Source organism: Sphingobacterium sp. Mn56C (assembly GCF_049319645.1).
In the GTDB taxonomy this organism is placed as follows: Bacteria; Bacteroidota; Bacteroidia; order Sphingobacteriales; family Sphingobacteriaceae; genus Sphingobacterium.
In genome coordinates, this window is record NZ_JBMOUC010000001.1 from 1643301 (window position 1) to 1668889 (window position 25589).

The 25589-nt window shown below is 37.1% G+C and carries 17 protein-coding genes; 8 read left to right on the top strand and 9 right to left on the bottom strand.

Features of this window, described 5'->3' with window-relative positions:
* Positions 1–103: 103 nt before the first annotated feature.
* Genes ACL9RF_RS06945 through ACL9RF_RS06975 form a run of 7 tightly spaced genes read right to left on the bottom strand, consistent with a single transcriptional unit; the run spans position 104 to position 14086 of the window.
* Positions 104–4327: an NACHT domain-containing protein gene (locus tag ACL9RF_RS06945; protein ID WP_422799877.1), complete on the bottom strand. Its 4224-nt coding sequence runs from the start codon at positions 4325–4327 to the stop codon at positions 104–106.
* 36 nt (positions 4328–4363) lie between these two features.
* A complete protein-coding gene (locus tag ACL9RF_RS06950; RefSeq protein WP_422799878.1) occupies positions 4364–4810 on the bottom strand; it encodes a hypothetical protein in 447 nt (148 codons plus the stop codon).
* Between the two features lie 29 nt (positions 4811–4839).
* Positions 4840–6822 (bottom strand): UvrD-helicase domain-containing protein, encoded by a 1983-nt coding sequence (locus ACL9RF_RS06955; RefSeq protein WP_422799879.1) that lies wholly within the window; start codon positions 6820–6822, stop codon positions 4840–4842.
* A complete protein-coding gene (locus ACL9RF_RS06960) occupies positions 6804–8870 on the bottom strand; it encodes an AAA family ATPase (RefSeq protein WP_422799880.1) in 2067 nt (688 codons plus the stop codon). The genes ACL9RF_RS06955 and ACL9RF_RS06960 overlap by 19 nt, the downstream gene beginning before the upstream one ends.
* Positions 8871–8929: 59 nt before the next feature.
* A complete protein-coding gene (locus ACL9RF_RS06965) occupies positions 8930–9088 on the bottom strand; it encodes a hypothetical protein (RefSeq protein ID WP_422799881.1) in 159 nt (52 codons plus the stop codon).
* A gap of 17 nt (positions 9089–9105) precedes the next feature.
* A complete protein-coding gene (locus tag ACL9RF_RS06970; RefSeq protein WP_422799882.1) occupies positions 9106–12840 on the bottom strand; it encodes an SbcC/MukB-like Walker B domain-containing protein in 3735 nt (1244 codons plus the stop codon).
* 1 nt (position 12841) lies between these two features.
* On the bottom strand, positions 12842–14086 hold the full coding sequence (locus tag ACL9RF_RS06975) for an exonuclease SbcCD subunit D (protein ID WP_422799883.1): 1245 nt from the start codon (positions 14084–14086) through the stop codon (positions 12842–12844).
* A 712-nt stretch (positions 14087–14798) separates the two neighbouring features.
* On the opposite strand from ACL9RF_RS06975, the gene ACL9RF_RS06980 reads away from it, so the two are divergent.
* Entirely contained in the window at positions 14799–15161 is a 363-nt protein-coding gene (locus ACL9RF_RS06980; RefSeq protein ID WP_422799884.1) for a hypothetical protein, read from the top strand.
* A complete protein-coding gene (locus tag ACL9RF_RS06985; protein WP_422799885.1) occupies positions 15136–15486 on the top strand; it encodes a hypothetical protein in 351 nt (116 codons plus the stop codon). The genes ACL9RF_RS06980 and ACL9RF_RS06985 overlap by 26 nt, the downstream gene beginning before the upstream one ends.
* Positions 15487–15724: 238 nt before the next feature.
* Here ACL9RF_RS06985 and ACL9RF_RS06990 read toward each other — a convergent pair whose 3' ends face one another.
* A complete protein-coding gene (locus ACL9RF_RS06990; protein ID WP_422799886.1) occupies positions 15725–15931 on the bottom strand; it encodes a hypothetical protein in 207 nt (68 codons plus the stop codon).
* A gap of 415 nt (positions 15932–16346) precedes the next feature.
* Here ACL9RF_RS06990 and ACL9RF_RS06995 point away from each other — a divergent pair, with 415 nt between their 5' ends.
* From ACL9RF_RS06995 to ACL9RF_RS07005, 3 genes are all read left to right on the top strand, one after another.
* Positions 16347–16553, top strand: coding sequence for a plasmid recombination protein (locus tag ACL9RF_RS06995; RefSeq protein WP_422799887.1), 207 nt, complete (start codon positions 16347–16349; stop codon positions 16551–16553).
* 498 nt (positions 16554–17051) lie between these two features.
* On the top strand, positions 17052–18041 hold the full coding sequence (locus ACL9RF_RS07000; RefSeq protein ID WP_422799888.1) for a sensor histidine kinase: 990 nt from the start codon (positions 17052–17054) through the stop codon (positions 18039–18041).
* Between the two features lie 3 nt (positions 18042–18044).
* Positions 18045–18785 (top strand): LytR/AlgR family response regulator transcription factor, encoded by a 741-nt coding sequence (locus ACL9RF_RS07005; RefSeq protein ID WP_422799889.1) that lies wholly within the window; start codon positions 18045–18047, stop codon positions 18783–18785.
* Between the two features lie 2 nt (positions 18786–18787).
* On the opposite strand, the gene ACL9RF_RS07010 is transcribed toward ACL9RF_RS07005, so the two are convergent.
* Positions 18788–19621 (bottom strand): phosphatase PAP2 family protein, encoded by an 834-nt coding sequence (locus tag ACL9RF_RS07010; RefSeq protein ID WP_422799890.1) that lies wholly within the window; start codon positions 19619–19621, stop codon positions 18788–18790.
* A 427-nt stretch (positions 19622–20048) separates the two neighbouring features.
* Between ACL9RF_RS07010 and ACL9RF_RS07015 the strand changes: the two genes are divergently transcribed.
* The 3 genes from ACL9RF_RS07015 to ACL9RF_RS07025 all read left to right on the top strand — a co-directional run bounded on the left by ACL9RF_RS07015 (position 20049) and on the right by ACL9RF_RS07025 (position 25589).
* Positions 20049–20627, top strand: coding sequence for an RNA polymerase sigma factor (locus ACL9RF_RS07015; protein WP_422799891.1), 579 nt, complete (start codon positions 20049–20051; stop codon positions 20625–20627).
* A 99-nt stretch (positions 20628–20726) separates the two neighbouring features.
* Complete coding sequence (locus tag ACL9RF_RS07020) at positions 20727–21878, top strand: FecR family protein (protein WP_422799892.1); 1152 nt, start codon at positions 20727–20729, stop codon at positions 21876–21878.
* Positions 21879–22172: 294 nt separating this feature from the next.
* Positions 22173–25589 (top strand): SusC/RagA family TonB-linked outer membrane protein, encoded by a 3417-nt coding sequence (locus ACL9RF_RS07025; RefSeq protein ID WP_422799893.1) that lies wholly within the window; start codon positions 22173–22175, stop codon positions 25587–25589.

Below are 25589 nucleotides of genomic sequence, written 5' to 3' on the forward strand. Positions count from 1 at the left end.
AGTAATCTGAACCCACATTTTGTTGCTAAATATAGACTAGTTCTTGATGGTCAGTTTGTACCTGAATTAGATGGTCATCGGTTCCGATATCTGCAAGGGTGTATTAATAAAAAATAAAATCATTATCTTTTGCGAAATTCCTCGCTTGGTTGAATGTAAAAGGTTTTGACATTTGTTTATAGATTACATTTCTGATATCATTCTTTAAACCCTCGTGATAGAATCTATTATTCATTTTAGTATCATCATAAGGAATAATAGCGTTTAAACCATTCAAGATTTTTTCTGATATTTCTAGTCCATTTTTATCACATATATTCGCTAAAGCCTCAGACGCCATTCTTATCGGTTTGAACCAACCATTGAATATTTTATCCAAGTCGTCCAGACTTAAACAGTATTCAACAATATTTAATAAAGTTTCTATAGAGGCTGGGTTTGAATAGAGCTTAGAATCCAAATCATAGTAGGTATCGCCAGCATTCCTAGTGGTAGCCATTATGATTGATTTCAATTTATCAAAACCTAAGACTCCATTCGACTTAACCAAGTATTTAATAGCTTTAGATTCTTCAAGTAAGTTTTTAGTAACTAGTATTTCATAATATTTAGTTACAAAATCTCTAATGTAGTTATGCTCTTTTAAGTCAAACAGACAGTTAAGAATATATGGAAGAAAATAGTAATCCTCATTTTTACTAGGATACAGTTCTGCTATTGACTTTAACAATGGCGCATTACCTGCATAAAAAAGTTCAGTAACACTTCTAGCATAATCATAGTTCTTAGCTATGACAGCTTGCTTTATTTCATTCTCTATACCGAAAAGTTGCAAGCTAAACGAGATGTTTTTTGACTTTAGGTAATTGAGAAGTGACAGCTTCAGATTTGGGTCAGTTGCTAGCCTTAGTTCAGCCATAACTTTTAAACTGACTATCTCTGTTCCTAGCATCTCATCTATAAATTCAAAATCGAAGTACGATAAGTGCTTTATAAAATCGACTAGGCGCAATAAGAATGCATCGTCGAATCCTGAGAACTTAAAGTAGCGAAACAAATTTAAGAAAAGCATGATTGTTCTAGATTCAATCTCGTTCAGTGGGGTTATTGGATTATCTAAATATCTTTCAACAATAACTCTGTTCGAAATAATCCACGTTTTTAGGTAATTTTCTTCAGCTACACCAACGATAACAGACGAGCTATCCTCTTTAGGAAGACTAAGGTAAATATCCTCTATTCTATCTAATTCTTTCGCCTCGAGAACTATATCGATGTCATTAATAAACAGTTTTTTATCTTCTTTATAATCTTCCCTTAAAATCTCCCATAAAAATTTCTTAGCATATTCACTTACATTTTTCCGTAATTCATAATCATGGTAATATTTGTCCCAAAAACGATCTACATCATCATAAGATAGAGTATAAGCATTATAGTGTGCGAAAATGTTTGACATATGTGTTTTCAACAACGGCAGGTTGAACTTAACATCAAATTCCCTTTGTGCTGAATTTTGATTAAATAATTTCTGTTCTGCAGCATCGGAATTTTCTATTCTATCTTCAAATACAAATGATGTGTTTTGCTCTATGAAGTTCTGAAATTCAATCGCTTCGGCTAGCTTATTATATTGCATACCATTTCGGAACCTTTTTAAAAAGTTCTCTGTTAGAGAGCCATTCTCAAATGCACTTACTACAAAGCTATAGTACTTCGGTTCAAGTAATTCTTCAATAAAGAGAATGTTACTGTGTTTATCAGTTTCAACCTGCAACAAGCCTTCAAACAACTGTTCTACAATATTACATTCTTTGGCAAGATCTGCTAGTAGGTGTTGCTCCATATGATACACCCTATCCGTTATTATTATGTTGATTATTACAGATACCAGTTTTTCTTTACATTCATTACTTGCCGAGCTAAGAGTTGTTGCACAATGCTTAATAAACTGCTCAACATATTTCTCTCTCAATTCATGATTGGTCAGTCTTTGGGCTATAAAATTGAATAATTGGATTAAGGTATCTTCATGCTCAATAGTACAAAATAAGTCTACTATTTTTTGTTTAGTAGAAATAACAGAACCATATTTCGAGTGATAGTTCCAAGCTACTTCTTTAATTGATTTCTTTAATATTTCGAGGATGAAATCCTTATGTTCAGTAAAATTATTCTTATCAATGAGACTTATAGCACTATGAACAAATTCCTTATCGTCATATTCAGATACAAATTCAGTAGCTGTACGGGTTAGTATATATTTCCCACCTTCCGTTGTCATTTTTATTAAACCCAATACTCGTCCCATAATATGAAAAACATCTTCTTTATTGGCTTTGTATTCCTTTATGACTTGCAGTATCAAGTCTTCCACGCGTTTTGAATATGAATCTGTATGGAGAGTAACATGTTCGAGTAGTACTACTGCCGATAAGCGGGCACGGAGATTCAGCTCTTTGTCCAAAGCTTTATCAAATAGAAATTCGATATTTGATGGAGTGTTGCTAAACTTACCAACCTCATTTTCGTTGGTAATCCATAATGTTTTTTCAATGCAGTGTTTTTGAAAATAGTCTTGGAAGGTCGTGTTGCGCAGAGACACATCAATAAGCTCTTCATCAACCTGAAATATCAATTCAATATCGTTGTCGACCAACCAATTTACTAGACTTTTATAATTGTCACGTTCATCAAAATCGATGTTTAATAGAAGCGTAACGACATTGTACCACGAAGGATGGATTTTGTTAATTTTCTTGTCGATTTTGACTAAATCAATTAATTGATTGAAATCCATTTGTGATAGCATACTCGCTACGAGATATTCTTGGATGCTTTTGAGTTCAAAGCTCCATTGTTTATCAATTGATTGCTCTATAAACGGGTTTTTAGCAAGGCTACTTGTGTCATTTATAAATGCTCGTGTCTTTGATTCGTCAATACTGGTCACTTGCATTGTTTCCATTGCTAGGGCGAGTATCTTAGCTTCTTGCAGGTGTAAAGAGCTTCTGTCTATATCGTTTCTGAATTTATCTTTATCGTCATGCATTAATCGGTGCTTAATATATTGAGCTATTAGCTTAGCGCGAGACATCTCTAATTTTCCAGTTTCAAGATAGTTTTTCCCTATAAGCTCCAGATAAAAAGGAATCTCCAATAAATCTCTATGTTTCCAAAAGTCAAGGGTGCGGCCCGTCCTAATAAAGTCTATGTCAAACTTATCCTTCAGGTATCGTAAAGCATGTCCGTCCGCTATTGGGGAGAGATAAACAGCTGTAAAGCCTTCTAGGTTTTTGACAATTTTGTTATAGATAGACGTACGGCAACTGATTATAAATTTTAATGTTGCTTGAAGTCTTTCTTGCTTATGTGCTTCTATAAAGCTTCGAAGCTTATTGCTGAAATCAGTAATGTCATATACTTCATCCAATCCATCTAGTATTATGACAAGAAAAGAAATCTGTTTATACCGAGCAGGTAGTATGCTTGAAATTGTAGAATTCGAATTGAAATTCTTTAATGATCTGTAAAATGGAACGATTTCGTTTTCATTGCGATTATTCCATAATGATATAGCTCTATGTCTTAACTCCGAGGTTTTACCAGAGCCTGGGTTTCCCAGCAATACTAGTCCGTAGTTACTATCCATCATTAGCTTATCAAACTCTACCGTAGTAGAGTCATTCCAGCTATAGATGTCTGGAATCGGATTGCTTCTAAAAGATCTTTCGATATAGTTACTTACAAGTTCTATTGAATCAATATATAACTCCCTGTCGTTATCTTCGATAACAACTTTTTGAAGGTTTTTATCAGAGAAGATAATTTTGTCAAATCGGTCAAGTATTTCACGTCGTCTATTATCAGAAATAACAGGAGGGGGGATCTGGTATATCCTTTCAAATAGATTAGGATAAAGTCCAAAATAATCCTTTATGTTGTATTCGGGTGTTAGGAATTGGATTGGACACTCTGGAGCTAATTTATCGTAAAACCTACTAAGTTTAGTAGGTTCATTTGGGTTAGAAAAATCCTTGTAAGGTGACAAGAAAAGTAGTAGATCAATTCTTTCATGCGTTGAAATAATTTGAGGCATTTTTTCTATAGCTTGTGTATAGCTTAAATTACTAGAGTAATCCTTACATTCAGCATAGATGGTATGGCTTTTATATTTGCCAGTTACTATTTCAAGAAGAACATCATAGCCATCTTGAGTGCCAGATTTCTGATTTCTCTTTCTAGTGACTGTGTACCCCAATTCAGTGAAAATATTTGTTAATAATTCTACTGTACTTAGCTCAAAATCTAATCCCTTTTTTTTCATACTTTCTATTTTACACTATCGATAGTTTAGGTACCATTAGTGGATTTCTTTAACTTCATCTATTCGCGCGATATCCTGTTCGTCGAACTTGTCCCACTCACCTTGTATTTTTGAGTAATTACCAACTTTAATAAAATCATTATAGAGATCATTAAGATGTAATACTATCTCGGCTATTGTGGGATAATTCTCAAAACAATTATCAATCATGATTAAAAATCCTTTTGTGGGATATATTTTTGCATCTTCTTTGTCGCCAATTCTAAATACGTATTCGCCAATGTTATCGCATTTAAGTACGTTAATGTATTCTCCGGATTTTTCAAAATCTTTGAAAAGCTCATCAATAGTTAGCAAAGCTGCTTGTTCATTAATATTACGTCCTGCACCGATTACGAAAGGGAGTGTCAGTCCATTTGTAAAATAATCTTCGGTTTCGAAGTGTTTTAATAGACTGTGCCAATATGGTTTATTTTGCCTCATAATTTTTACGTTATTCAATGAATTCTAGTTTATAAATTAATTACGTTCCCTTCCCCAAACCATTCTTTAGCTTTTGATATAACTTCAGCGTCTGGAGCATGAAAAAAAACTGCTAAGTTTTCTTTAGCACGAGTACAGCATACATAAAATATTTTTTGAGTTCTATCCAAAATTCTTGGAAAAGACTCGAGTTTGCTTTTTGTTTTTGACTTTCCGTTTACTAGCTGTTGATATATATTCTCTTTATCAAAAATGTAATTGAAATTGTAATCGTTCCAATTACCATTATCAAGTATAACTAACACATTATCAAATTCCGCACCCTTAGTCTTATGTTGTGTGGAGAATGGTGTCTTTCCTTCAAGGTATTCAAACAGATTTTGAAACTCACTAAACTGAACATCTTTGATACGCTTGTACAGGTAGGACTTTTTGTTTTTAAAATCCTTGAGGCGATCATCAATGATACATATGCGTTTTTCATCAGCATCAGTAATTACTTCTTCGATCGTTTTGTTCCCTACACTCACAATAGCATCTATGTTTTCTTTTAACTTTCTCTTAGCAGCTATACTGGTTATCTTAAAGTAGAAGTCTGTTGCTCGAAGAAACTCATTGTACTTCTTATTTTGGTATAACGAAATGTTGGTCTGTATTTTGAAGAGATGTTTTATGAGATAGTCTCTTTTGGAACCTTTTCTGTTTGAATCTTCTTCATCTTGCTTTTTATCATCAAGGAGTTGATCTTTATCGATATATTCCTTTGAAAATTCAATAAAGTTCAATGATGTTGCATAATTGTAAAGATCAACATGGTCTTTAATAAATGTCTTCATCCCGGTAGTTGGACTTACAGCGACCAATTCACGACCTGTTTTATTTTCTTGTAGAATGTCAATGACTTCGCCGAAAGTGTTTTGAGAAAAATCGATTGTAATATTATGTTCTTTAATAAATTTTTTAATTCTATCTCTGAACTTTAGAATTTGGTCTTTGTCATAAATGTCCATTAAAGTTCTGAAGCCAGCCTTATCTGCAATCAAATTGTGAGTTAGGTTCAACTCTTTAGTCTCCTTAGAATTATTAAAACCCCAATTATGCTCCTCTGTTAACCAGGCTTTAACTTTCTCAAGATCTCCATCTGAAGAATGTATGAACAGTATGTTACCTTCTTTTATTACTCCATCAATCATGTTAGGAGCGTGAGAATCTTCCGAGGGCTCTTGAATAATTCTGTCCGTTCTCAGCTTGTTAGCCAAGTCGATAATTTTTTTTGGATTTCTTCTGTTTTGCTTCTTTAGGATTTCATTTACTTGCTCCTGATTATCTCCTTTGTAATCATCGAGATTGCCAATGCCATCCTCGTAAATTGATTGCATTGCATCTCCAAAAAAGCCAATGATGTTCTCTCTCTTGCTTTGTTTAAAATGCTTAAGAAAAATTTCAACTACTTCCTTATTTGTATCCTGATACTCATCAATAAAAATAAACTTGTACTTATCTTTTACTATAGAACTTAATTTAGGATATTTTTCAAATACATAATTGGCGATCAAAAGCAACTCGTCATGAGATATTATTCCCTCTTTTAGCCTTACAAACTCTTTATATTGTATTTTTTCTTCAAGAGAGTCAAAGTATTCCTTGGAAATTGGACCTGGTTCATTGATCGTGATTCGTGGGGTGTTTTCGTCATTTGCTAGAAAAATAATTGCCTCTTTAAGTTCCTTTTGGAAATGCTTTATATTATCCCACAAAAAATCATGTATTGTTGATACATTAAGATTCTCGTGATTTACCCGGTCTTCAATCTCTTTTACGGCAGCATTTGTGTAAGTCATACAAGCTACTTTAGCTGTTGGATTTTCGAAAATTATTTCACGAATAAGACTTACTAAAGAATAGGTTTTTCCGCTTCCCGCTCCACCGCTTAAAAGGAAATTTCTCTTTTTATCTACAGAGTCCAGAATTTTCTGAACTTCCGGTTCTAACTTTAATCTTTCTTCAACCATAATAGTCCTTCTTTAATATATGATGGAATATTCCAATTACTAAAATCATCGTTACTGTGATACAAAATGTCTAAGGCAAAATGTGTTTTCTTTCCTATGCAATTCTTAGCCAGGATATATGCATTACTTTCTCCGTTATCAAAGTGATTTCTGTTTTTTAAGCCCTGAAAATCGTCCTTTTTCTCTTTCACAAATGCAAGATTAATATGGATGAAAGCGTCTTCAAAACTTCTAGCATGATACTCTCTTTCTCTTTGTTGATAACTAATGCAAACTTTAGCGTTTCCAATATCCTTTGTCCGTTGAGCTATGTTTAGAATCTTCAAATCCTCCCAAAGTGTGTCAGGTAAGTAGTGTAACAAGGCAGTATTGCTCGTTGCAGTTCCTTGGTCTACTGGACACGCCTCTAGCTTATTGTTTCCTATTTCACCCTTAGAGTCAATGTCTGTTAAAATCAATGATTTAATACCAAGGAATTCAATGAATTTTTCGAAAATATGAGAATACGCACCTACTTCAATTAGTGAAATATTTTGAGATAGTAAGGGGGGGAAATCGTCCTCTTTTTCTTCTAAGGATAATCGATAATGCTCTTCTATATCTATTTTTCGCATAAATGTAGGAAGTAATATACGCTCAGTATCACCCTCAATTAAAATGGCTTTGTCAGCAAAAAAAACTTCAGCTCTACTTATAGTCAAATATTGTTTTAAGAATTGGTACTGATTCGTAGATACCTCATATTCATCTTTTAAATCAGAAAGGTTTTTAGCCTTTACGTCATTTTTCGTTTCTGCTTTTAGGAATTTGATGTCATCAAAGTCGCTGTCCGCTACAATATGAGAGGAATGGGTTGTGATTATGTATTGTAAGCGTCGTTTTTCGCCATCGTCTCTTTTTATTCCTTCGCCAAGTAGCTTTTTAATATTCTTGATAAACACATATTGCATTTGCGGATGAGTGTGTGCTTCTGGTTCCTCGATTATAAGTAGATTGATGTCGGCTGGCTTAGAATTATTATCTCGCTTGAATTCTTGAACTAAGATCTCTATTTCGAAGATCATGCTAATTAGATTCATGTAACCTAAACCATTGTAGTGTTCAGGTAACTTTTGACTATCGTGGGCATAGACAACAGTCGTATTTCCTTCAAGCAGGTTTCTATGCCCTAGTGTAGAGATTATAGCAATATCCGTTTCATTAAGTTTTATACCACCGAAAGATTGCACTTTTTTTATTACATCTTTAAAAAGATTTTTATATATGCCACTTAGAATATTATCTGTTTCCGAAAGCTGATCCTTAAAATCGTCGGTTGCCTGATTTTTTTCACTATTATCCTCTTTCTTTTTATAAAGTGTTGAGGTTTGCTTTGAAAGGGTGCTTTCCTTTTCCTTGTTAGTTACGTCTCGTTTGGCGCTAATGTATTTAAAACTAATGATATCCTTAATACTAATTGTTTCGCTTTTTAAGTCGATAAACTTCTTATCATCAGTTATTCTCCCCGTTTTATCACATTCAAAGGATTTCTTATGAATTTTGAAGTAGTTATCCAATTCTGAGTTTAAGAAGTCACTTAAACTTGTAGGTTGTTTTTTCTTTTTCAGATTTACTTTCGCTAACTCATTTGCATTAAAAGAATTATATTCCGCTTTAAGATTTAGAAAGTCTGTATAACTTAAGGTATATTCGAACCCCAATACAATCATATTGTTATCAGGATCTAAATCCATAAGTACTCTACTCACATTTGAAAGATCATCATGTTCATTGTACTCAACGAATAACCTCAATTTAATTCCTTTCGCATCAAACTCATCAGGAATCCTATCTCCTTTGATTAGCCCTTCTAATTCATTTTTGAGGTCTATGTTTATATCATCATATGAAAATTTACTTTTTTCATTGATAAACTTATCCAAGACAGAAAGTAGGGATGTCTTTCCTGTATTGTTTTTTCCAATAACCAGAGAAAGATCCTTTTGTAGCTCTATGGAAAAGTCTTTTAAAAGTCTGAAATTATCTACTTCTATTTTTACAATTTTCATTTACTTTAATTTACTGGTTAAAAATGTTAGATATGTGTTACAAATAGCAAATCGATTTTTTAACCTCTTTGAATAACTTCTTCAAGTTCGGGCTTTAAATGACGTTGATAGGCTCGCGGAACTCCTCCATCTATTAATATATTTCTATTTTTTGTTTCATATTCAAATGAAATCAAAATACAATCACCATTAAATGCGAGTAAAAATTTTATTTTCATGTTTATATTTTTTATAATTAATCTCCTATCACCTCCACCTTACTTTTTCCGCTCTGCTGCTTACTCACTTTAATCTGGACGGGAATTCTCTCGGTCATTTCCTGCACGTGAGAGATGACTCCCACTTTACGGCCCTGATTATGCAACCTTTCTAAAGCATCCATAGCGATATTAAGTGTATTAGGGTCTAACGAACCAAAGCCTTCGTCAATAAATAAAGATTCGACTTTCATACGGCTTGATGACAACGAGGCAAGACCTAAGGCCAAGGCAAGTGAAACCAAAAATGATTCACCACCTGAAAGGGAGTAGACAGTACGTACTTCATCTCCCATGTCCTGATCTACCACTTGTAGACCCAATGATAAGGGGATCCGTTCGATTTTGTACCGGTTGGTTAGTGCTTGCAAATGAATGTTGGCATAGCCCAGTAAGACATCGAGTGTATACTCTTGTGCAATCTGACGGAATTTTTTACCGTCAGCCGAACCAATGATTTCGTTCAGTTTGCTCCATTTTTCATTGATAGCTTCCTGCGCGGCTATACGTTTCAGCAATTCACCAATACTCTGTTTATTCACAGTATCTTGTTGTAGGCGGAAGCTGTTTTCGCCTTTTTTATTTTTATTGTTTTCTAATGCCGATTTTGCTACAGAATTGAGATCTATGAGTTCCTCAATCGGTCGGTCGGATACACTATTTTCTTTGTGGGTGTCCAAAGCATGTTTTCGTTCCGAGAGAACGCTGGTAGCTTTGGTTACTTCCTCGTCTATCTTTTGTAATTCCCCACGTTCTGTAGCCATCCAATCGTTGCTCAATGACAATAAATCATGGAGTGCTTCTATGTTTAAAGATTGGCTGTTCTTTGAGTTGAAATCGTCAAGCCAACCTTGCATTTTCTCCAACGCTTTTTGAGCGTCGGCTTCTAACTCGGTTAATGAGCTGGCTAATTCATCGTATTGAGTTTGGGCTTTTGTGCTATTGATATTGAGTTGTTCCCTGTTTATTTTAAGTTGTTCGAGTTGCTGCTGAGCATCGTTTATGGCTTGCTTTACCTTAGTCTCAGTTTCGCTTGCAGATTGACCTCCAAATATCGAATTGCGCTCTTGATATAACGCTAGATACAGTTTATTTTCCGCAACATGAGTTTCCGTTTTTTTGTTGACATCTATAGCCAAACTTTTAGCTTGGTTTTCTAGTTGATTTAACGTGGCTTGGAGTGCTGCATTTTGACGGATATATTGTTCCATCCTTTCGGTTTTTTCTTTCCAATCGCAGGCAAAGGTTTCAATACGCTCAACGAATGCTATCGGTGCAGTTTTCCAGTTTTTTATCCATTCTGGAACGGTAAAATAAGGGGAGAGCAGCCGTTCAACACTGTCTAAATCACTAGTTGCCTTATCGCGATCTTTCGTATGGCTACCTTGCTTTTCTTTGTAAACTGCAAGTTGGTTTCGGATGTCTTTGATTTGATTGGCATGGTCATCGGTATTCTCTTTAAGTTGGTCTATTTGCGTTTTGGCTGCTTCTAATTGTTGCCTTTTCTCTGTATAAATCTGTATTTGCGCTTGCAGATCATTCTGTTTGATTTTAAGATCCTGTAATTTTTCTTCAATCCAAGCTGCTTTTCCTGCATCGGCTATATTCTTGCTTTCCTCGGCGCTATCAAATTGCTCCCAAACTTGTTTCTTAGTTGCTAATGCATGTTGCTTTACTATAATGTCTTCACTTTGGCATTGGATGTTTTGCTGTAGCATCTTACTTTCCTGTTCCAGAGCAATTTGAAGGCTATAGCTCGTCTGATAGCTCTGGTCTTTTTCTTCGAAAGATTTTTCTAACTGCACTAGTACATTTTCCAATTGCGGATTATGTAGTGCATAGGGATGACTTTTGCTTCCACATACAGGGCAGGGCTCGTCATCCACTAAAGTCTCCCGTAATGTTTCTACATTTTTGGTCGATGCCAGACGAGCTTGCTGCAAAAGCTGCTGTGCCGTATCTCTTTGTGCTTTTTCTAATGGTAGCTGTTGGGCTAAGTTTTGTAAAGTTTCCTGTTTTGTTTGAAGATCGGACTGGTCTTTTAGCTGTTTTTGGTCTAGTGCTTCCAATTCTGAAAGTGCATTGTAAAACAGTTGCCAATGAGCCTGCGCTTTTATGGTGTATTCTACTTGTTGATCTGTTTCGGATTTATCTACGTTTAAAGTTTCGATAGACGTTAATAGTAACTCTTTGGCTAGCAAATCATAGCTTTTCTTTAAAATTTCCAAGCCTTCTACGTGTCGCTGCCAATTAGTCTCTATCGTCGCTTTCTGTTCTTCGTCTTTATGGATTTTATCCTGTATTTGTGCCAACTTAGCGGACGATTGCTGCAAAATTCCCAAAAACTGCTGCGCATCTTGTAGTTTAGACAAGATGAGATCTTTATTTTCCGCAATCGGGCGACGGTCTTTGTTTTCTGTTTTCCAGTCGGTGATATCTTTTATTTGATCAGCGAGGTTTGCAAACTCCTCTTGTTTAGCCTTCAGTAGGATTTGATGTTGATTATTGACTTCAACAGAATTTTGGACTTCCTCTTTCAGTTTTTCTACATGTTGTTTTTTTTCCGAAAGCAAAGTATCTAGTTTCCTAGCTCGTTCCAGTAAGGGAAGGGCATCCGCTAGCGCTTTGTTTTTTTCTGAAAGATTGGTTTCGGCCACCTCCAGCTGATTTTCAAGCTTTTCTTTTTCCTCCTGTAGGATGGCGATGGTTACTTTTACTTTTGTAAGGACTTTTGTTTTGTCAGCATGCTGCTGTTTAGCATATTTTAAGGCATCGGCCCCGCTTTTGGTTTGCTGTGCTTGCTCAACAGTTCTCAGTTTTTGTTTACGGGGCAAGGCAGAGCTTTGAACCTCCGTCGCATCATCTAATGCTGTGTACGCTAGATCATAATTGATTTGTAGTTTAGCGAGATGTTCATACCATCCGATTTCTGCATTTAGTATTTCGATTTCTTTTTCTAGACTTTTGATCTCGATTTCCAGTGTATCCTGTTCATCCGACAGAACCTTCAATTCTCCTTCGCTGAGTGTGATAATTCCTTCTTTACGTAGATTAAGGTCACGCAACAGCATTTCTTCTGCTCTGAATTTTTCATAAACCTTTTTCGAAATCTCAGAATAAATATGAGTGCCAGTCAACTTTTCAAGTAAGGAGGCTTTTTCACCCTTGTCAGCTTTCATAAAAGCTGTAAAATCACCTTGAGCTAGTAATACAGACCGCGTGAACTGATCGAAATTTAATCCTACCAATCTTGCGATTTCACTTAAAGTTTCTGCTTTTTTAGCTGGGAAATCAATATTCGTAGTTATATTTTTCAGGGTCACGGAATCAGATTGTATGCTACCATCCGCTTTATTTCTCGCACGCCTTACACTCCAAGTCGCACGATGATATTGTCCATCAATACCAACAAAATCTACTACTGCAAATCCCTCCGCTGTACCATCACGCAAAATGCTTCGTACATCACCCTGATTTAGTTTACTACCTTCGACATCTTTAATTTCAATACCTATTTCTTTAGCTTGCAAATATCTAGGTGTTTTTCCATAAAGTGCAAGACATAAGGCATCTAGTATCGTAGACTTTCCCGCGCCAGTAGCTCCCGTAATAGCAAATATGCCAGCGGAAGATAATGGTTCAGAAGTAAAGTCAATTTCTGTAACTCCCTCTAGTGAAGCTAGGTTTTTAATTCTTATAGCTAATATCTTCATTCTACTCGGTTGTTTGATTGACTTCTTCCACTACTTGCTGAAAAAGATTGAGGATATCTTTAGGTACGACACTATTATATCTGGTTTGATATGTTTTTCCAAAGATATCAATTGGCTGTAGCTCCTGTAACTGTTCTGGAGCAATTAATTGATGTTCTACTGTTTTCGATTCAGGATACCTCACATCAATCTTGGCAAGTCTCACTTTTTTTCCTCGCAATGCCATCTCTATTTTATGACGCAGCGCTGGTTCAGGACCTTCAAGGAGTACACAAACTTCAAGATAAGGTAGTTTCACTGAGTCGGTTTTGTCAAGATTCGGGAGCTGTTCTAATAGCGCTATAACTTCATGTAACGGTTGGTGCTTTAAGGGAACTCTCTGCAGTAAAACAAATAGAGGGACTTCTATAGATTCAAGGTTGCTGATTTCGCCGTCAAGATCAAAAACAATGACTTGGTGCTTGTAGTTAAGTTCGGAAAAAGACATAGGTAACGGGCTACCAGAATAACGGATATGTTCTTTACCTCCAATTTTTTGTGCCTTATGAATGTGACCAAGTGCAACATATTTTATATCCTGGTGAAAAGCAGTCGCTGGAATGCATTCTACACCACCCATGATGAGTCTTTCTGTTTTATCTAGCTCGGTTATTTCAGCATTGTGCGTATGTAAATGACCCATAGTGATAATGGCTTGATCATCTTGTTTTCTACCTTGCACATAGTCGAATAGTTCTTTGTACAGCGCTGTTACTCCTTCTGTATAAGGATTCGAGCAGTCAGGTATAGCTGGGTAATCTCCCATACGGAGGAATGGTACAGCAAGGCAGTATATCTTGATTCTTCCAGCATGATCATATATTGGTACAATTAATTTTTCAAAATCAATTTTTCCTTCCGCATCTTTCTCTACCAATCCAACGATATGAATGTTTGAAGATAGGAGTAACGGCTTTGGCGCCTCAAGTCGTGATGCTGAATCATGATTTCCAGCAGTAATGATTATTTGTAAATTCGGATTTGCTGTTGTGGCCTGGTTCAGAAAGGTGTAGAACATTCTGATGGACTGTGCCGACGGATTGGATATATCAAATATGTCTCCGCTGACGAGCAGGACATCGATTTGTTTGGTTTGTAAAATTTGTACGAGCCAGTCTAGAAACTGCTGGTGTTCATAACTGCGGTCGTATTCGTAAAATAATTGGCCAATGTGCCAGTCTGCTGTATGAAGAAATTTTAGACTCATTGATAAGAGTTGTATTTTATAGGCTAAGCTTTTATTAATAATTTCTAATGATTTAACCGATAGTATTACAGATTATTGAAAATGGTTTGTCAAAAATTGGATTACACATAATAATCAACCTTTGGGTTATGAATATTTATAACTCCTTAGTCCTCGATTAACAGTGTGTGAAAATTCAAGGTCGATGTTTTCATTTTATGGTAATATCTTTAATATAATTTTTATTAAAATATGGTTTTTTACTTTCTGTATTTTACGGTTTCCCATAAGAAATGGATTTTTTGCAAAATATTATATGGAATTTGAGATTCCGGTTAATTCAGATTCTGCTTGTCTATGATTTCGCGAACCTGTTGGACGCTCATGAGAATTAATTGTCTACAAATTCTATTCAGATTAGAAGGAAATTGTATAATCAACAAAAATTACTGAGTTTATAACAACAATCTCTCCTTAAGCAAATAGAGCTAAGTATCCTATTTACCTTGATGACGTACACTGTAAATTGTCAGCAAAAAGTGGACAGTTTAAGTTATACTCTTAAGGTAATAATTAAAAGGCATTTAACTTTATTTTTTATTAAAACCATATATTTATACAACTAATTATAAAATTAATAATAACATTATGAAAAACGTTACGCTAAGAAAACCATCCGTAGATCTGCTATTTACAATTTGTAATAAATCAGAACAAACAAAATTTGCAGATATTGATAGAAACAAAACTGTTTATGGATAGTTCTATGAAAGGTTTCGAAATCAAGATTAATAATAATTTAAAAAAAATAGCAGCAACTTCAGCGGGATCTGTTTTAGTAACATTAACCTATCAACATGGTATTGACATTACTGGATCTGATGATGAATCTGGTGAGACCTTCCAATGGACTAAATCTGACTTCAATATAGGCGACATTGTTGAAATTAAACCTAAGCATGTATTATCCATATGTGATTCTACAGTAAGCAAGAAAATAGATAGAGAAGAATTACTGACCACATATAATAATTTGAAACAATTTTTGATAAAGGAAGGTAGGTTAAATAATGAAAATGATAGAAATAAAATATAAGGATAATTTTTTTATTATACCAACAGAACCTATTACACCCATTCTAATTTATCATAGATATGGATATTACTATATGGACTTCGAAGGTTGGGAACTAGGTATATTGAAAAATAATATTTCTAAGCAACGGTTTAATATCAGCTTACAAGCTGATGATCTTTTGCAGATACAAGTAAAGACCATAGAAAAACATCTAATTTCAAAATTAGATAATAATGAAATAGAAACTGTAACCTATTACCCCCTGTCGGAAGAAGATATTCAGCAGATGATCGCTAAATATTATACACTCGAAAAATTACTTAAAAAAGAGGGAATTATTTAACTCCTAGATTTAATTGCATGGCAGTATCCGAAAAACTGTGTAAATAGAAAACAAGGTGGGTTTATCAACTCAACTTATTTTTTTATTTAAATTAATCCAACACAGTTTATTATGAAAACACCAGCAGGTAAACTTATCAAAGAGCAAGGCCTTTTAGAAGGCTTAAATACAGAAGAAGATCTAAGTAAATAATGGAAAGAATTACATTCCGAATATCACGGCAAATTTCTTTTATTCCCTATATATTAGAGTTTTCTTTTTTGATATAAAGAATATAAAAGAAAATTCCTCCAGATATTACATAAGGAATGAACATAAATAAGTCTTTGGGGACAAATAGCTGTGTTTCTTTGTAACTTTTTATCAAATCACTTACCCCCAGTCCAATACAAAAAAGCGATACCACAAACGCCATAAAAATTATTTTTTTATTTATTTTAATCATAACTATTAATATAAAAACATTTTTCTGCAAGATGCCCCATTGAGCATTAGCATATATAAATCCTGGAGCTCCAATTCCAGCACCTATTACTGTTGTTCCACTTGCTGCTTACCCTACGAAAGCTTAAGCTAGGCCCACTGAAGTTCCAGCACAAGAAGTCAAAAAGCTTTTAGCTTGTTTGTTCACTGATGCTAATTTAATATAATCATTTTTTATTTATAGAAACTATCTTAGGATATTGGATTGAAGTATAAGATAATGCTCATAATACCCCTTCAAATTTTTCAAACATTCCATTTTCCATTAAAATGAAGTGTATTAATCTACAATAAAATTTGGGTTGTTTGAGAATGAAATTTCAGTAGATAAGTTGATGAAAATGGCATTTTCTTTATCCTTTATTCCATTGTTTTTCATGCACTTGGTCAGACGGATACGAAGCCACAAGGAGATAAAAAGAACACCTCATTTGCACGTTGTGGCCGCTCCTTTGACCAAAGACGAAAGGCTGTCTGCAAAGGCGATATTCGGAAATCGGACCGATTTGTCAGACCGACAGACATGTTATGTAGATGTTATGCGCGAGAAATTGGTCTGCAAAGAGATGTTGTTGGGTCTATAGCGGTTCACAATTCTGAAGGTTGGTATATCGCGAAATAAAAGGAAGCTGAAAAAGCTATTTTAACCCCCTTGGGCGCTTAAGTTTTTTAGAACGAATTATACCTCCATTAAAGATGCTTAGCAGTTCTGATAGAGAATCTAAATGTAATTTACTCAAAGAGGTAGATTTTAATCAGGATTAAAAACATACGCAGTGGCTTTCCAACAACATTTAATACACAATAATAAGGGAAAACTTTGATTTCAATTTCAGAAGAAAACTGGAAACCATTAGAGGCTATTACAATTTAATAGTCAGCGCTTCAGGGATATAGTTGCGCCAGGGTAACAAAACCTTTAAAACATAGAACAAATTTCTAACTGACACTATCTTTTTGCACCAGCGCGCCACGCGAGCGAACAAAATATCCGACGAAAGCCTTATTTTCGCAAGATGCGAAATCTACGAATCAACAGTTTCAATAGTGTCTTCTTTATTCTCTGGATAATACTTGCTAGTATGATTACCTTCGTGGATGATACCGATTATGCCTACACCGAGCAGAAAAAAATATCCGGTATGCTCCTACTCGTTATTTTCGTCAGCAGCACCTATTTTCTATGTAACTACATTCTACCACGCATTATCGACCAAAGTAACCTCGGCAAGGTTATCGTTCGTGTATTAGGCATAACCTTAGTACAGAGCTTCTGTATGTGGTTCTTTCAAGAGATCCTTTATTATATGGAAGCACAGCAAATGTTAAACTTCCCTTTAGATCCAGCAGAGAATGAATCCTTATTGCAGCTTATTGCGGGGGCAATACCAATAACATTGATGCTGAACCTTGGATTCGCCGGATTAAAATTCTACTTTGAGCATACCAAACTAAAGGAGCAGCATATGGCATTGGAACAGGTGCATTTAGAAAATAAGCTGTCGGCATTGCAGGCGCAGATAAACCCTCATTTCATGTTCAATGTATTGAACCATATTCACATTTTGATACAAACAGATAGTACCTTAGCCTCCTCCGTACTGCTGCAGTATGCCGATATTTTGCGGTATCAACTGGAGAAAATAGAGTCTGAAAGCATCAGTATTCAGGAAGAAGTTAACTTCATGAAAAACTACATTGAAGTCGAGAAGCTACGTTGGCAAAATACCCTTCAGGTAAAAACAGATTGGCAGCTTAGCAACGGTCAACAGCAGTTACCCCCATTGCTGTTTATTATTTTTATTGAAAATGCATTTAAGCATGTGTCGCGTTCCAGGGAACAGGCAGGGTATATACATATACAGCTGTTGCAGCAAGAGAAAAATATAGTATTTCAAATTGTAAATGCAAGGAATGCCACGACCGCAACGCCAACAACGCATGCCTGTCTAGGCTTATCGCTTATGCAGAAAAGGCTAGCCCTCCTATTCCCTAATACCCATACCCTGTCTATTGAAAAAGATGCGCAGCAGTTTCGCGTGACATTAACGATCGACATTAATCCTACCTAAATTATGCATACCATACAAAAACTAAAATGCCTTATTGTCGATGATGAACCATTGGCCGCTGAAGGCATCAAAATATACGCCGATAAACTGGATTTCTTAACCATTGAAGCCATTTGCTATGCTCCAATTGAGGCGTTAAATATTTTAAACAGCAGAGCAATAGATCTTATTTTCCTGGACGTAAATATGCCCGACCTTACAGGTGTAGAGTTCCTGGAACAGCTTCAAAATCCGCCATTAACGATTTTCACCACTGCCTACTCCGAGTTCGCTATCGATGGCTTTCGCTTAAATGCTATAGACTACCTGTTAAAGCCTATATCCTTCGCACGTTTTGTGCAAGCCGTACAAAAAGCAAAAGCGAAACAGACCATGTTGCAGCCTAAGGTACCTGCTGCACCTGCAGTAACCGCTGTAAACAACGAATTATACTTGAAACAAGACAATGAGTTTATACGGGTCTGCGCAGATGACATTTTGTATATTGAGGCGATGCAAAATTACATCATCATCCACCAGGCGGATCAAAAAAATACCATCCACCAAACGATGCGCACGGCCGAAGAACTATTAGCCGGCATGTCCTTCTTCCGAACCCACCGTTCCTACTTAATTAATATTGCGCATATCGATCGCATTCGCGGGAATAGCATAACCATCAAAGGCCAGGAGATACCACTATCGAAACACCGAAGGGAAGAGCTTTTCGAACGCATCGTCGATAAGAAGCTATTGAATAAATAAGCTTAAAATCGATAACTCAGCGCCAGCCCACTCCCCCCCTGCTGGTACTGAACAGGCTGCAGGTGGAAAGTTTCTCTAGTGGATTTGCTTACCCAGCGATCCACTGTGGGCAATAAGCGGTAGGCCAGCTCTACACTCAGCATGCCGACGCCTGCGCCTGCGAGCACGTCGCTCACCCAGTGTTTGTTGTTCACTACCCGTAAAGCGGCAGTAGTGGTTGCTATACTATAGCCTGCCACTGCCAGCCAGGGCCGTTGTTCGCCATATTCTTTATACAGCATGTGTGCACCTATAAAGGCTGTAGCGGTATGGCCTGAGGGAAATGACTTATAGTTGGACCCATCGGGACGTGCAATACGAAAACTCGCCTTTGTACCACGCACGATGGCTATAGCCATTATAGAAGAGGTCGCTAATACCAATGAGCGGCTCTTCAGGTCATGTTTTGCCGCTATCCCCAATACGTCCAAGCCAAAGACTGCCGCCGCCGGTGCATATTGCAGGTAGTCGTCAATGCGTGTCCCTTTCTTTACCCGAGACTGTACCTCGTCGCGGCTGTGGTTATCAAAGCGCTTCAAAACCGGACTAAACTGACGTAAAGTGCCATAACCTATCAACCCTGCGGGTAAAATATAGGGTGCAATCCTGAATTTATACAAAGGTCTCACTGCTGGACGCACAGGCGAGGTGTCTGTTTCGACACGTATTTTTTGCTTTTCCGCTGCTTTAAGGGCCGCTAAAGAATCGGCTATTTGGTATTCTTCAATTCGGATATGGGCACATGTTTTTAAGCAAGAAACAATCCACAACGTTATTAATAAAGCTAATTTCCACATAATCATCTTCGTTTTTTCGAAGGCGAATATGCAGCCAGGCAGCATCTTAGCGAAATTACTTTGACCAATGGATAAATTGTATTGACCATTGGTCAATAGGGGTATTTGAAAAAAAGTACATAATCTTTAATCGGCTCTGCCTGGAAGCTTAATCTTACGTTTACGAGGGGCAAAAAATCAGGCATCCGCCGATCCTGCGGAAAAGCGGTTCGCCATTGCCGTAAGGTAAGGCGCGCTTTTACCGACCTGTAATGCTACGTAATGATGTTTTAATAGAAGAAACATGTTAAAAAAACAGGGTTTTCTACCTTTAACTTTTATTTATCAATTAAATAATCTACTTTAGTTTGCGAATGCATAAGCTAAAACCTTTTTTAGCATTATTCAACCTAATATGAATAGCTACGCCAAAAATGTGTAATGTGTAATGAGTAATCAGGATCTTGAAGATAATCTTTTTCAGTCTATCAGGGATGGAGACGAGAGGGCTTATATTAGGCTCTATGATTGTTTTAAGCACGAATTAATACAATATGCCCTACAGAAACTTGGCGATCCCGCAGAAGCAGAAGATGTAATACAAGATTTTTTCTTATCCATCTGGTCCAATCGTTCGCAACTTCCTGCAATTAATAATATCCGCGGATACATGTACCTCGCCATTCGCAATCGCATACTTAACGCACTCCGGAAACGCAAAAATCAAACCCATTATTTAGCATCTTTAGGCAGTTTTATGCTCCAACAGGAATCGATCTATGGCAAGATTTATGAGAAGGAACTGCAAGAAAGTCTCGATAAGGAACTGGATAAATTGCCCAACCGTATGCAGGAGGTATTCAAGTTAAGTCGGGAAGAGCACCTATCTCATAAAGAAATATCCCAGCAACTGGGCACATCCGAGCAAACCGTTTCGAAGCAAATAACGAATACATTACGCATTTTACGTTCAAAATTCAAAGCTTTAATATGGGGTATCTCATTGCTAATTAGTCTCTTAAATTAATATTTATATTTTTTTCATTTTTTTATACCTGTTATGGCTTAGCGAGGTGTCTTATCTATATATACCAACGTATAAAAACTAAAAACTGTATCGATACATATGTCTAACCACGAAGCTAAAAATCTAATCGAACGCTATCTTAACAATCAATGTAGCCCAGAGGAACGGCAATTGATTGAAGATTGGTTAGACCAATATCAAGCCGAGAAAAACATTGTTGCCGATACAGACCTTGAAAGCCGCTTAATTCATATTCGGCAAAGGCTGGTGGAAGAGACGCAACCTTCGCCATTTACCCCCGAAGATAATCAACCTATCTATACACCTCTATGGAAGAAGTACCGTAAATATGCTGCGGTATTTCTTGCTGGAGGCTTAGCCTTTGCGAGCTACCATTTTTACAGTAAATATGCAACAGATAATGCGTATGCACAACATACCCTTATTCTGCCGGGTGAAGATCGTGCTTTCATTCAATATGATGACGGCAGCCCTATCCAGCTAAATGAAAAAAATAATGGTATTAGCATTAAGGACAAGCATGTACTGTATGCCAATGGTGATACCGTGACTCCTCTGGAGGAGTCTGCCAAAGGCGCCCAGGAGTCGCAGCGTATTACTATTCGTACACCACGTGGTGGTCAATTTAAAGTTACCCTACCCGATGGCAGTTTAATCTGGTTAAACTCGGATAGCAAGGTGGTTTATAATACGGCAGGGCAGCATAATCGCGAAATTAATATCGAGGGGGAGGTTTATTTAGAAGTCGCACATAACCCCTCAATCCCCTTTCGGGTACAAAGTAAAGGGCAGTTGATTGAAGTGTTGGGTACTCATTTTAATATCAATTCATACCCCGAGGAGAAAGAAATTAAAACGACCTTACTGCAAGGCAAAGTTCGTGTAACCAACCTGGCTAGTCCTAAAAATAATGTGTCTATTTTAGCACCAGGACAGCAGGCGGTTATTAGTGAACAAGGAAATAAAATCAATGCAGATATCGATACCGAGGAAATAACGGCTTGGAAAGATGGCTATTTTAAGTTTAACGAAACATTGAACCCGGTCTTAAAAAAGCTGTCGCGCTGGTATAATGCCGATTTTATCCTGGATAGTAATATTGATCCCCAAATTTTGGTGGTCGGCAAACTTTCCCGTAAGACTGAGCTAAAGGACGTTTTAGATATTCTCTGCGCTTCTGCAGATTTAAAGTACCAAATACAAGGGAGGAGGATAACGTTTATGAAATAGAAACCTACACACATCTTTTTGTATGAAAATAAAGCTGAGGAAATTGCGCCTTCCCCAGCCCATAATTTTCAAGATTATCTCCACAAAACCGGTGAGGATAACATAACTAACGCTATTAATTAAGAACCTAACAGTAAAGGATTTGCTTATATAGGTATAATCTCGTAGTACAAAATTACTAATTAATTATGTACTACCAAGACTCTCTATACCTAAATATTTGACCGCATATTCTTTTTGTCTTTAAGTGCTCTTTACTAACCATAGAGGCTTAAAGTAACTTTAACAAACATTATGAAACGTACAAAACGACGTTGGATAGCGTTGATGCTGGGCTTGGGTTTAGCGCCCTTTATGGCCTTCGCGCAAAATATATCCATTTCAAAAAAGCAAGCCGCTTTGTATGATGTAATCAATGAAATTCGCAACCAATCGGGTTATGACTTTCTACTCAATGGGGATCTACTTAAAAAAGCTACCCCAATAACGATTAACGTCAGCAATGTATCGGTAAAACAGGCGTTGGATGCAGCCTTTAAAAACCAACCATTTCTTTACGAAATCAAAAACAACAATACCGTCATTATTAAAGCCAAAAACATAGCTGTTAATATGCAGTTGACGGTACAAAACACGACGGGACAGCTAGACAAACAGCAGGAGAACCTTATTAAAGGTCGGGTGATTGACACCCTGGGGAAACCTTTAGCGGGGGTATCTGTACGTATAAAAAATGAACCGCAACAGGTCATGACAGATCAGCAAGGGGCTTTCTCTATATTGGCCAAAACCAGCGGTAAGGTAACGTTGACCTTCCGTTATGTGGGCCTCCAATCGCTAGACCAGGTAATCCATGAAAACCGTCAGAACAACGTTATTGTCATGCATACGGAACATCAGAAAGTTGAAGATGTTATTATTACCGGTTACAGCACCATACGTAAGGAAAGCTTCACGGGGAATGCGATTCGTGTCGACAAACAGGACCTCCTGAATGTTGGCAACAGAAACGTATTGGATATCCTGCAGGTTTATGACCCTTCGTTCCGTATCGAAACAAATAACCTTCGTGGATCGGATCCCAATTCCCTTCCTGAATTTTACATACGCGGTCGCTCGGGTATTGGTGTTAAAGAGTTGGATCAAAATGTGGATTTATCTCAAGGCAACCTTACCAACAACCCCAACTTGCCCATCTTTATTATGGATGGCTACGAGGTGAGTGCGCAACGGGTATATGACTTTGATATTAACCAGATTAAAAGTGTTACCATCTTAAAAGATGCTGCGGCGACAGCGGTATATGGATCGCGCGCTGCAAACGGGGTTATCGTTATTGAAACCGTGCCCCCTATCCCGGGGAAGTTACGCTTTAGCTATACGGGCGTCGGTACGCTAACGGCACCAGATTTATCGGACTACAACCTGATGAATGCGGCAGAAAAATTAGAAGCCGAGCGCCTTGCAGGATATTATACTATAAAACCAACGACCTTACCGGCGAATGCCGTTTTATTAACGGATGAGTTCTTAAAGAAACAATCGCAGGTAAATCGTGGTGTAAACTCGGATTGGATTGCACAGCCTTTGCGCAACGAGATCAACCAAAAACACAGCTTAAACATAGACGGAGGAACCGAACAGGTGCGTTTCGGATTATCGCTTCGTGCCGACCGTCAAAGTGGGGTCATGAAGAAATCAGCACGTAACCGCAATGGTGCGGGGCTATCGGTTGAATATCGGCTAGGAAAATATCAGGTGCGTAATGATGTGAACGTCGATATCGTCGAAAGTCACGATTCGCCTTATGGTAAATTCTCGGATTACACCACCAAAGCTCCTTATGATGAAATCTTCGATGCAAATGGAAATGTGCAACGCAGAACCATGGTGTGGCATACAGGTGGTACAGACCTCCTTAATCTTGTGAATCCTTTGTATGAAGCGGCAAACACGAAAAACTACAGTAAAGGCAACAATAGCAACATCACAAACAACTTCTCCTGGAATGGTCAGGTTATTCCAAAGCTTCATTTTAGAGGTTCCTTTTCGGTAACTAAAAATAATACGACCAACGAGACTTATGTAGACCCAGCATCGGGACGCTATAACATCGACCCGACAACAGATTTTGCCGAAATTGGCGAGTTAAACCAACGTCGCTCGGATGCCTTGGGGTTAAACCTTAATGCTTTGGTCAATTACCTGAATCAAATTGGTAACCATAACATCAACCTTTCCTTGGGCTTAAATGCCTTACAAAATGAAAATAATGCGTTTAATGCGCTTTATACGGGTTTTGCTTCGGGCGACCAGCATAGCCCTAATTTGGCAAACAAAATCAAAGGGAAACCGACTAACGCCATTAGTAAATCGCGGCTTTTTGGAACGTTCTTAACGATGAATTACTCGTTTAAGGACATCTACCTGTTTGATGTTTCCAGCCGCTTGGATGGTTCATCGGAATTTGGCACCGAGAAAAAATATGCCCCTTTTTGGTCGTTCGGTACGGGCTTAAACTTACATAAATATGAGTTTATGGAAAATTTGCCTTTCATCAACCGTGCCCGCATTACAGCCAATACGGGGCAACTGGGAAAAACTAACTTCCCTCCTTTTGCGGCTAAAAACCATTATGTAATCTCCAATGATTGGTATTCTACGGGGCCTGGGGTATCCTTATATTATATGGGTAACCCCGCGCTGACTTGGGAGAAAACGAAGACTTTTGATGTTATCACAGACTTTGGCCTCTTTAATGATCGCTTAAACCTAAACTTCAATTTATACCATAAGAAAACCGAAAACTTGGTCAACGATATTGACTTACCGCTTTCATCGGGCTTCGCGCAGTATAAGGGAAATATCGGGGAAGTGGTTAATAAGGGTTTTGAGATCAATGTCCGTTACATGATTATCCGACAGAAGGATGTTAATGTGTCGGTATTTGGAAACTTGGCGGCCAATAGTAATAGAATTACCAATATCTCAAATGCCTTAAAAGCTTATAATAATCTGGTGGATAAGCAGTATGATAATTTTTCACCTGCTGGATCCCAAAGAGATACGGATAAAAAGAGGTTCTCCACACCGCATATTAAATATGTTGAGGGGGGAACGTTGTATTCCCTATTTGGTATGCAGTCTTTGGGTATTAATCCAATGGACGGACAGGAGTTGTTCTTGCGTAAGGATGGAACAATTACCGGCGAATGGAATGCCGCAGATCAACAGATTATTGCCAATACGGCGCCAAAAGCGCAAGGTACTTTCGGCTTTAATATTTTCTACAAAAATATTACCGTTATGGGCACATTTATGTATGAGTATGGTAAGGATGAATATAATCACACCCTGTTAAACAAGGTCGAAAACATCGATATCTACAACAATAATGCAGATCGCCGTTTCTTATACGACCGCTGGAAACAGCCTGGAGATATTGCTAGATTCAAAAATATTGCAGAATTAAGTTGGACCACTCGACCGACTTCACGCTTTGTACAACGCGCGAATTCGATTACGATGAACTCCTTGAGTGTGGGTTACACTTTTAATCCGCAAAAATTGAAAAGCATTGCTAAAATTAATATGCTTCGTATCCAGGCCAATACAAACAATGTCTTTAAAATATCAACCGTAAAACAAGAGCGCGGATTGGAATATCCCTTCGCACGTACGTTTGATCTATCCATCAACCTAGGATTTTAA

What these genes read in the sequence shown, in the direction of transcription:
- ACL9RF_RS06945 (WP_422799877.1), bottom strand. Translation starts at nt 4,327, where the DNA reads ATGAAAAAAAAGGGATTAGATTTTGAGCTAAGTACAGTAGAATTATTA.
- ACL9RF_RS06950 (WP_422799878.1), bottom strand. Translation starts at nt 4,810, where the DNA reads ATGAGGCAAAATAAACCATATTGGCACAGTCTATTAAAACACTTCGAA.
- ACL9RF_RS06955 (WP_422799879.1), bottom strand. Translation starts at nt 6,822, where the DNA reads ATGGTTGAAGAAAGATTAAAGTTAGAACCGGAAGTTCAGAAAATTCTG.
- ACL9RF_RS06960 (WP_422799880.1), bottom strand. Translation starts at nt 8,870, where the DNA reads ATGAAAATTGTAAAAATAGAAGTAGATAATTTCAGACTTTTAAAAGAC.
- ACL9RF_RS06965 (WP_422799881.1), bottom strand. Translation starts at nt 9,088, where the DNA reads ATGAAAATAAAATTTTTACTCGCATTTAATGGTGATTGTATTTTGATT.
- ACL9RF_RS06970 (WP_422799882.1), bottom strand. Translation starts at nt 12,840, where the DNA reads ATGAAGATATTAGCTATAAGAATTAAAAACCTAGCTTCACTAGAGGGA.
- ACL9RF_RS06975 (WP_422799883.1), bottom strand. Translation starts at nt 14,086, where the DNA reads ATGAGTCTAAAATTTCTTCATACAGCAGACTGGCACATTGGCCAATTA.
- ACL9RF_RS06985 (WP_422799885.1), top strand. Translation starts at nt 15,136, where the DNA reads ATGAAAATGATAGAAATAAAATATAAGGATAATTTTTTTATTATACCA.
- ACL9RF_RS06990 (WP_422799886.1), bottom strand. Translation starts at nt 15,931, where the DNA reads ATGATTAAAATAAATAAAAAAATAATTTTTATGGCGTTTGTGGTATCG.
- ACL9RF_RS06995 (WP_422799887.1), top strand. Translation starts at nt 16,347, where the DNA reads ATGCACTTGGTCAGACGGATACGAAGCCACAAGGAGATAAAAAGAACA.
- ACL9RF_RS07000 (WP_422799888.1), top strand. Translation starts at nt 17,052, where the DNA reads ATGATTACCTTCGTGGATGATACCGATTATGCCTACACCGAGCAGAAA.
- ACL9RF_RS07005 (WP_422799889.1), top strand. Translation starts at nt 18,045, where the DNA reads ATGCATACCATACAAAAACTAAAATGCCTTATTGTCGATGATGAACCA.
- ACL9RF_RS07010 (WP_422799890.1), bottom strand. Translation starts at nt 19,621, where the DNA reads ATGTGGAAATTAGCTTTATTAATAACGTTGTGGATTGTTTCTTGCTTA.
- ACL9RF_RS07015 (WP_422799891.1), top strand. Translation starts at nt 20,049, where the DNA reads ATGAGTAATCAGGATCTTGAAGATAATCTTTTTCAGTCTATCAGGGAT.
- ACL9RF_RS07020 (WP_422799892.1), top strand. Translation starts at nt 20,727, where the DNA reads ATGTCTAACCACGAAGCTAAAAATCTAATCGAACGCTATCTTAACAAT.
- ACL9RF_RS07025 (WP_422799893.1), top strand. Translation starts at nt 22,173, where the DNA reads ATGAAACGTACAAAACGACGTTGGATAGCGTTGATGCTGGGCTTGGGT.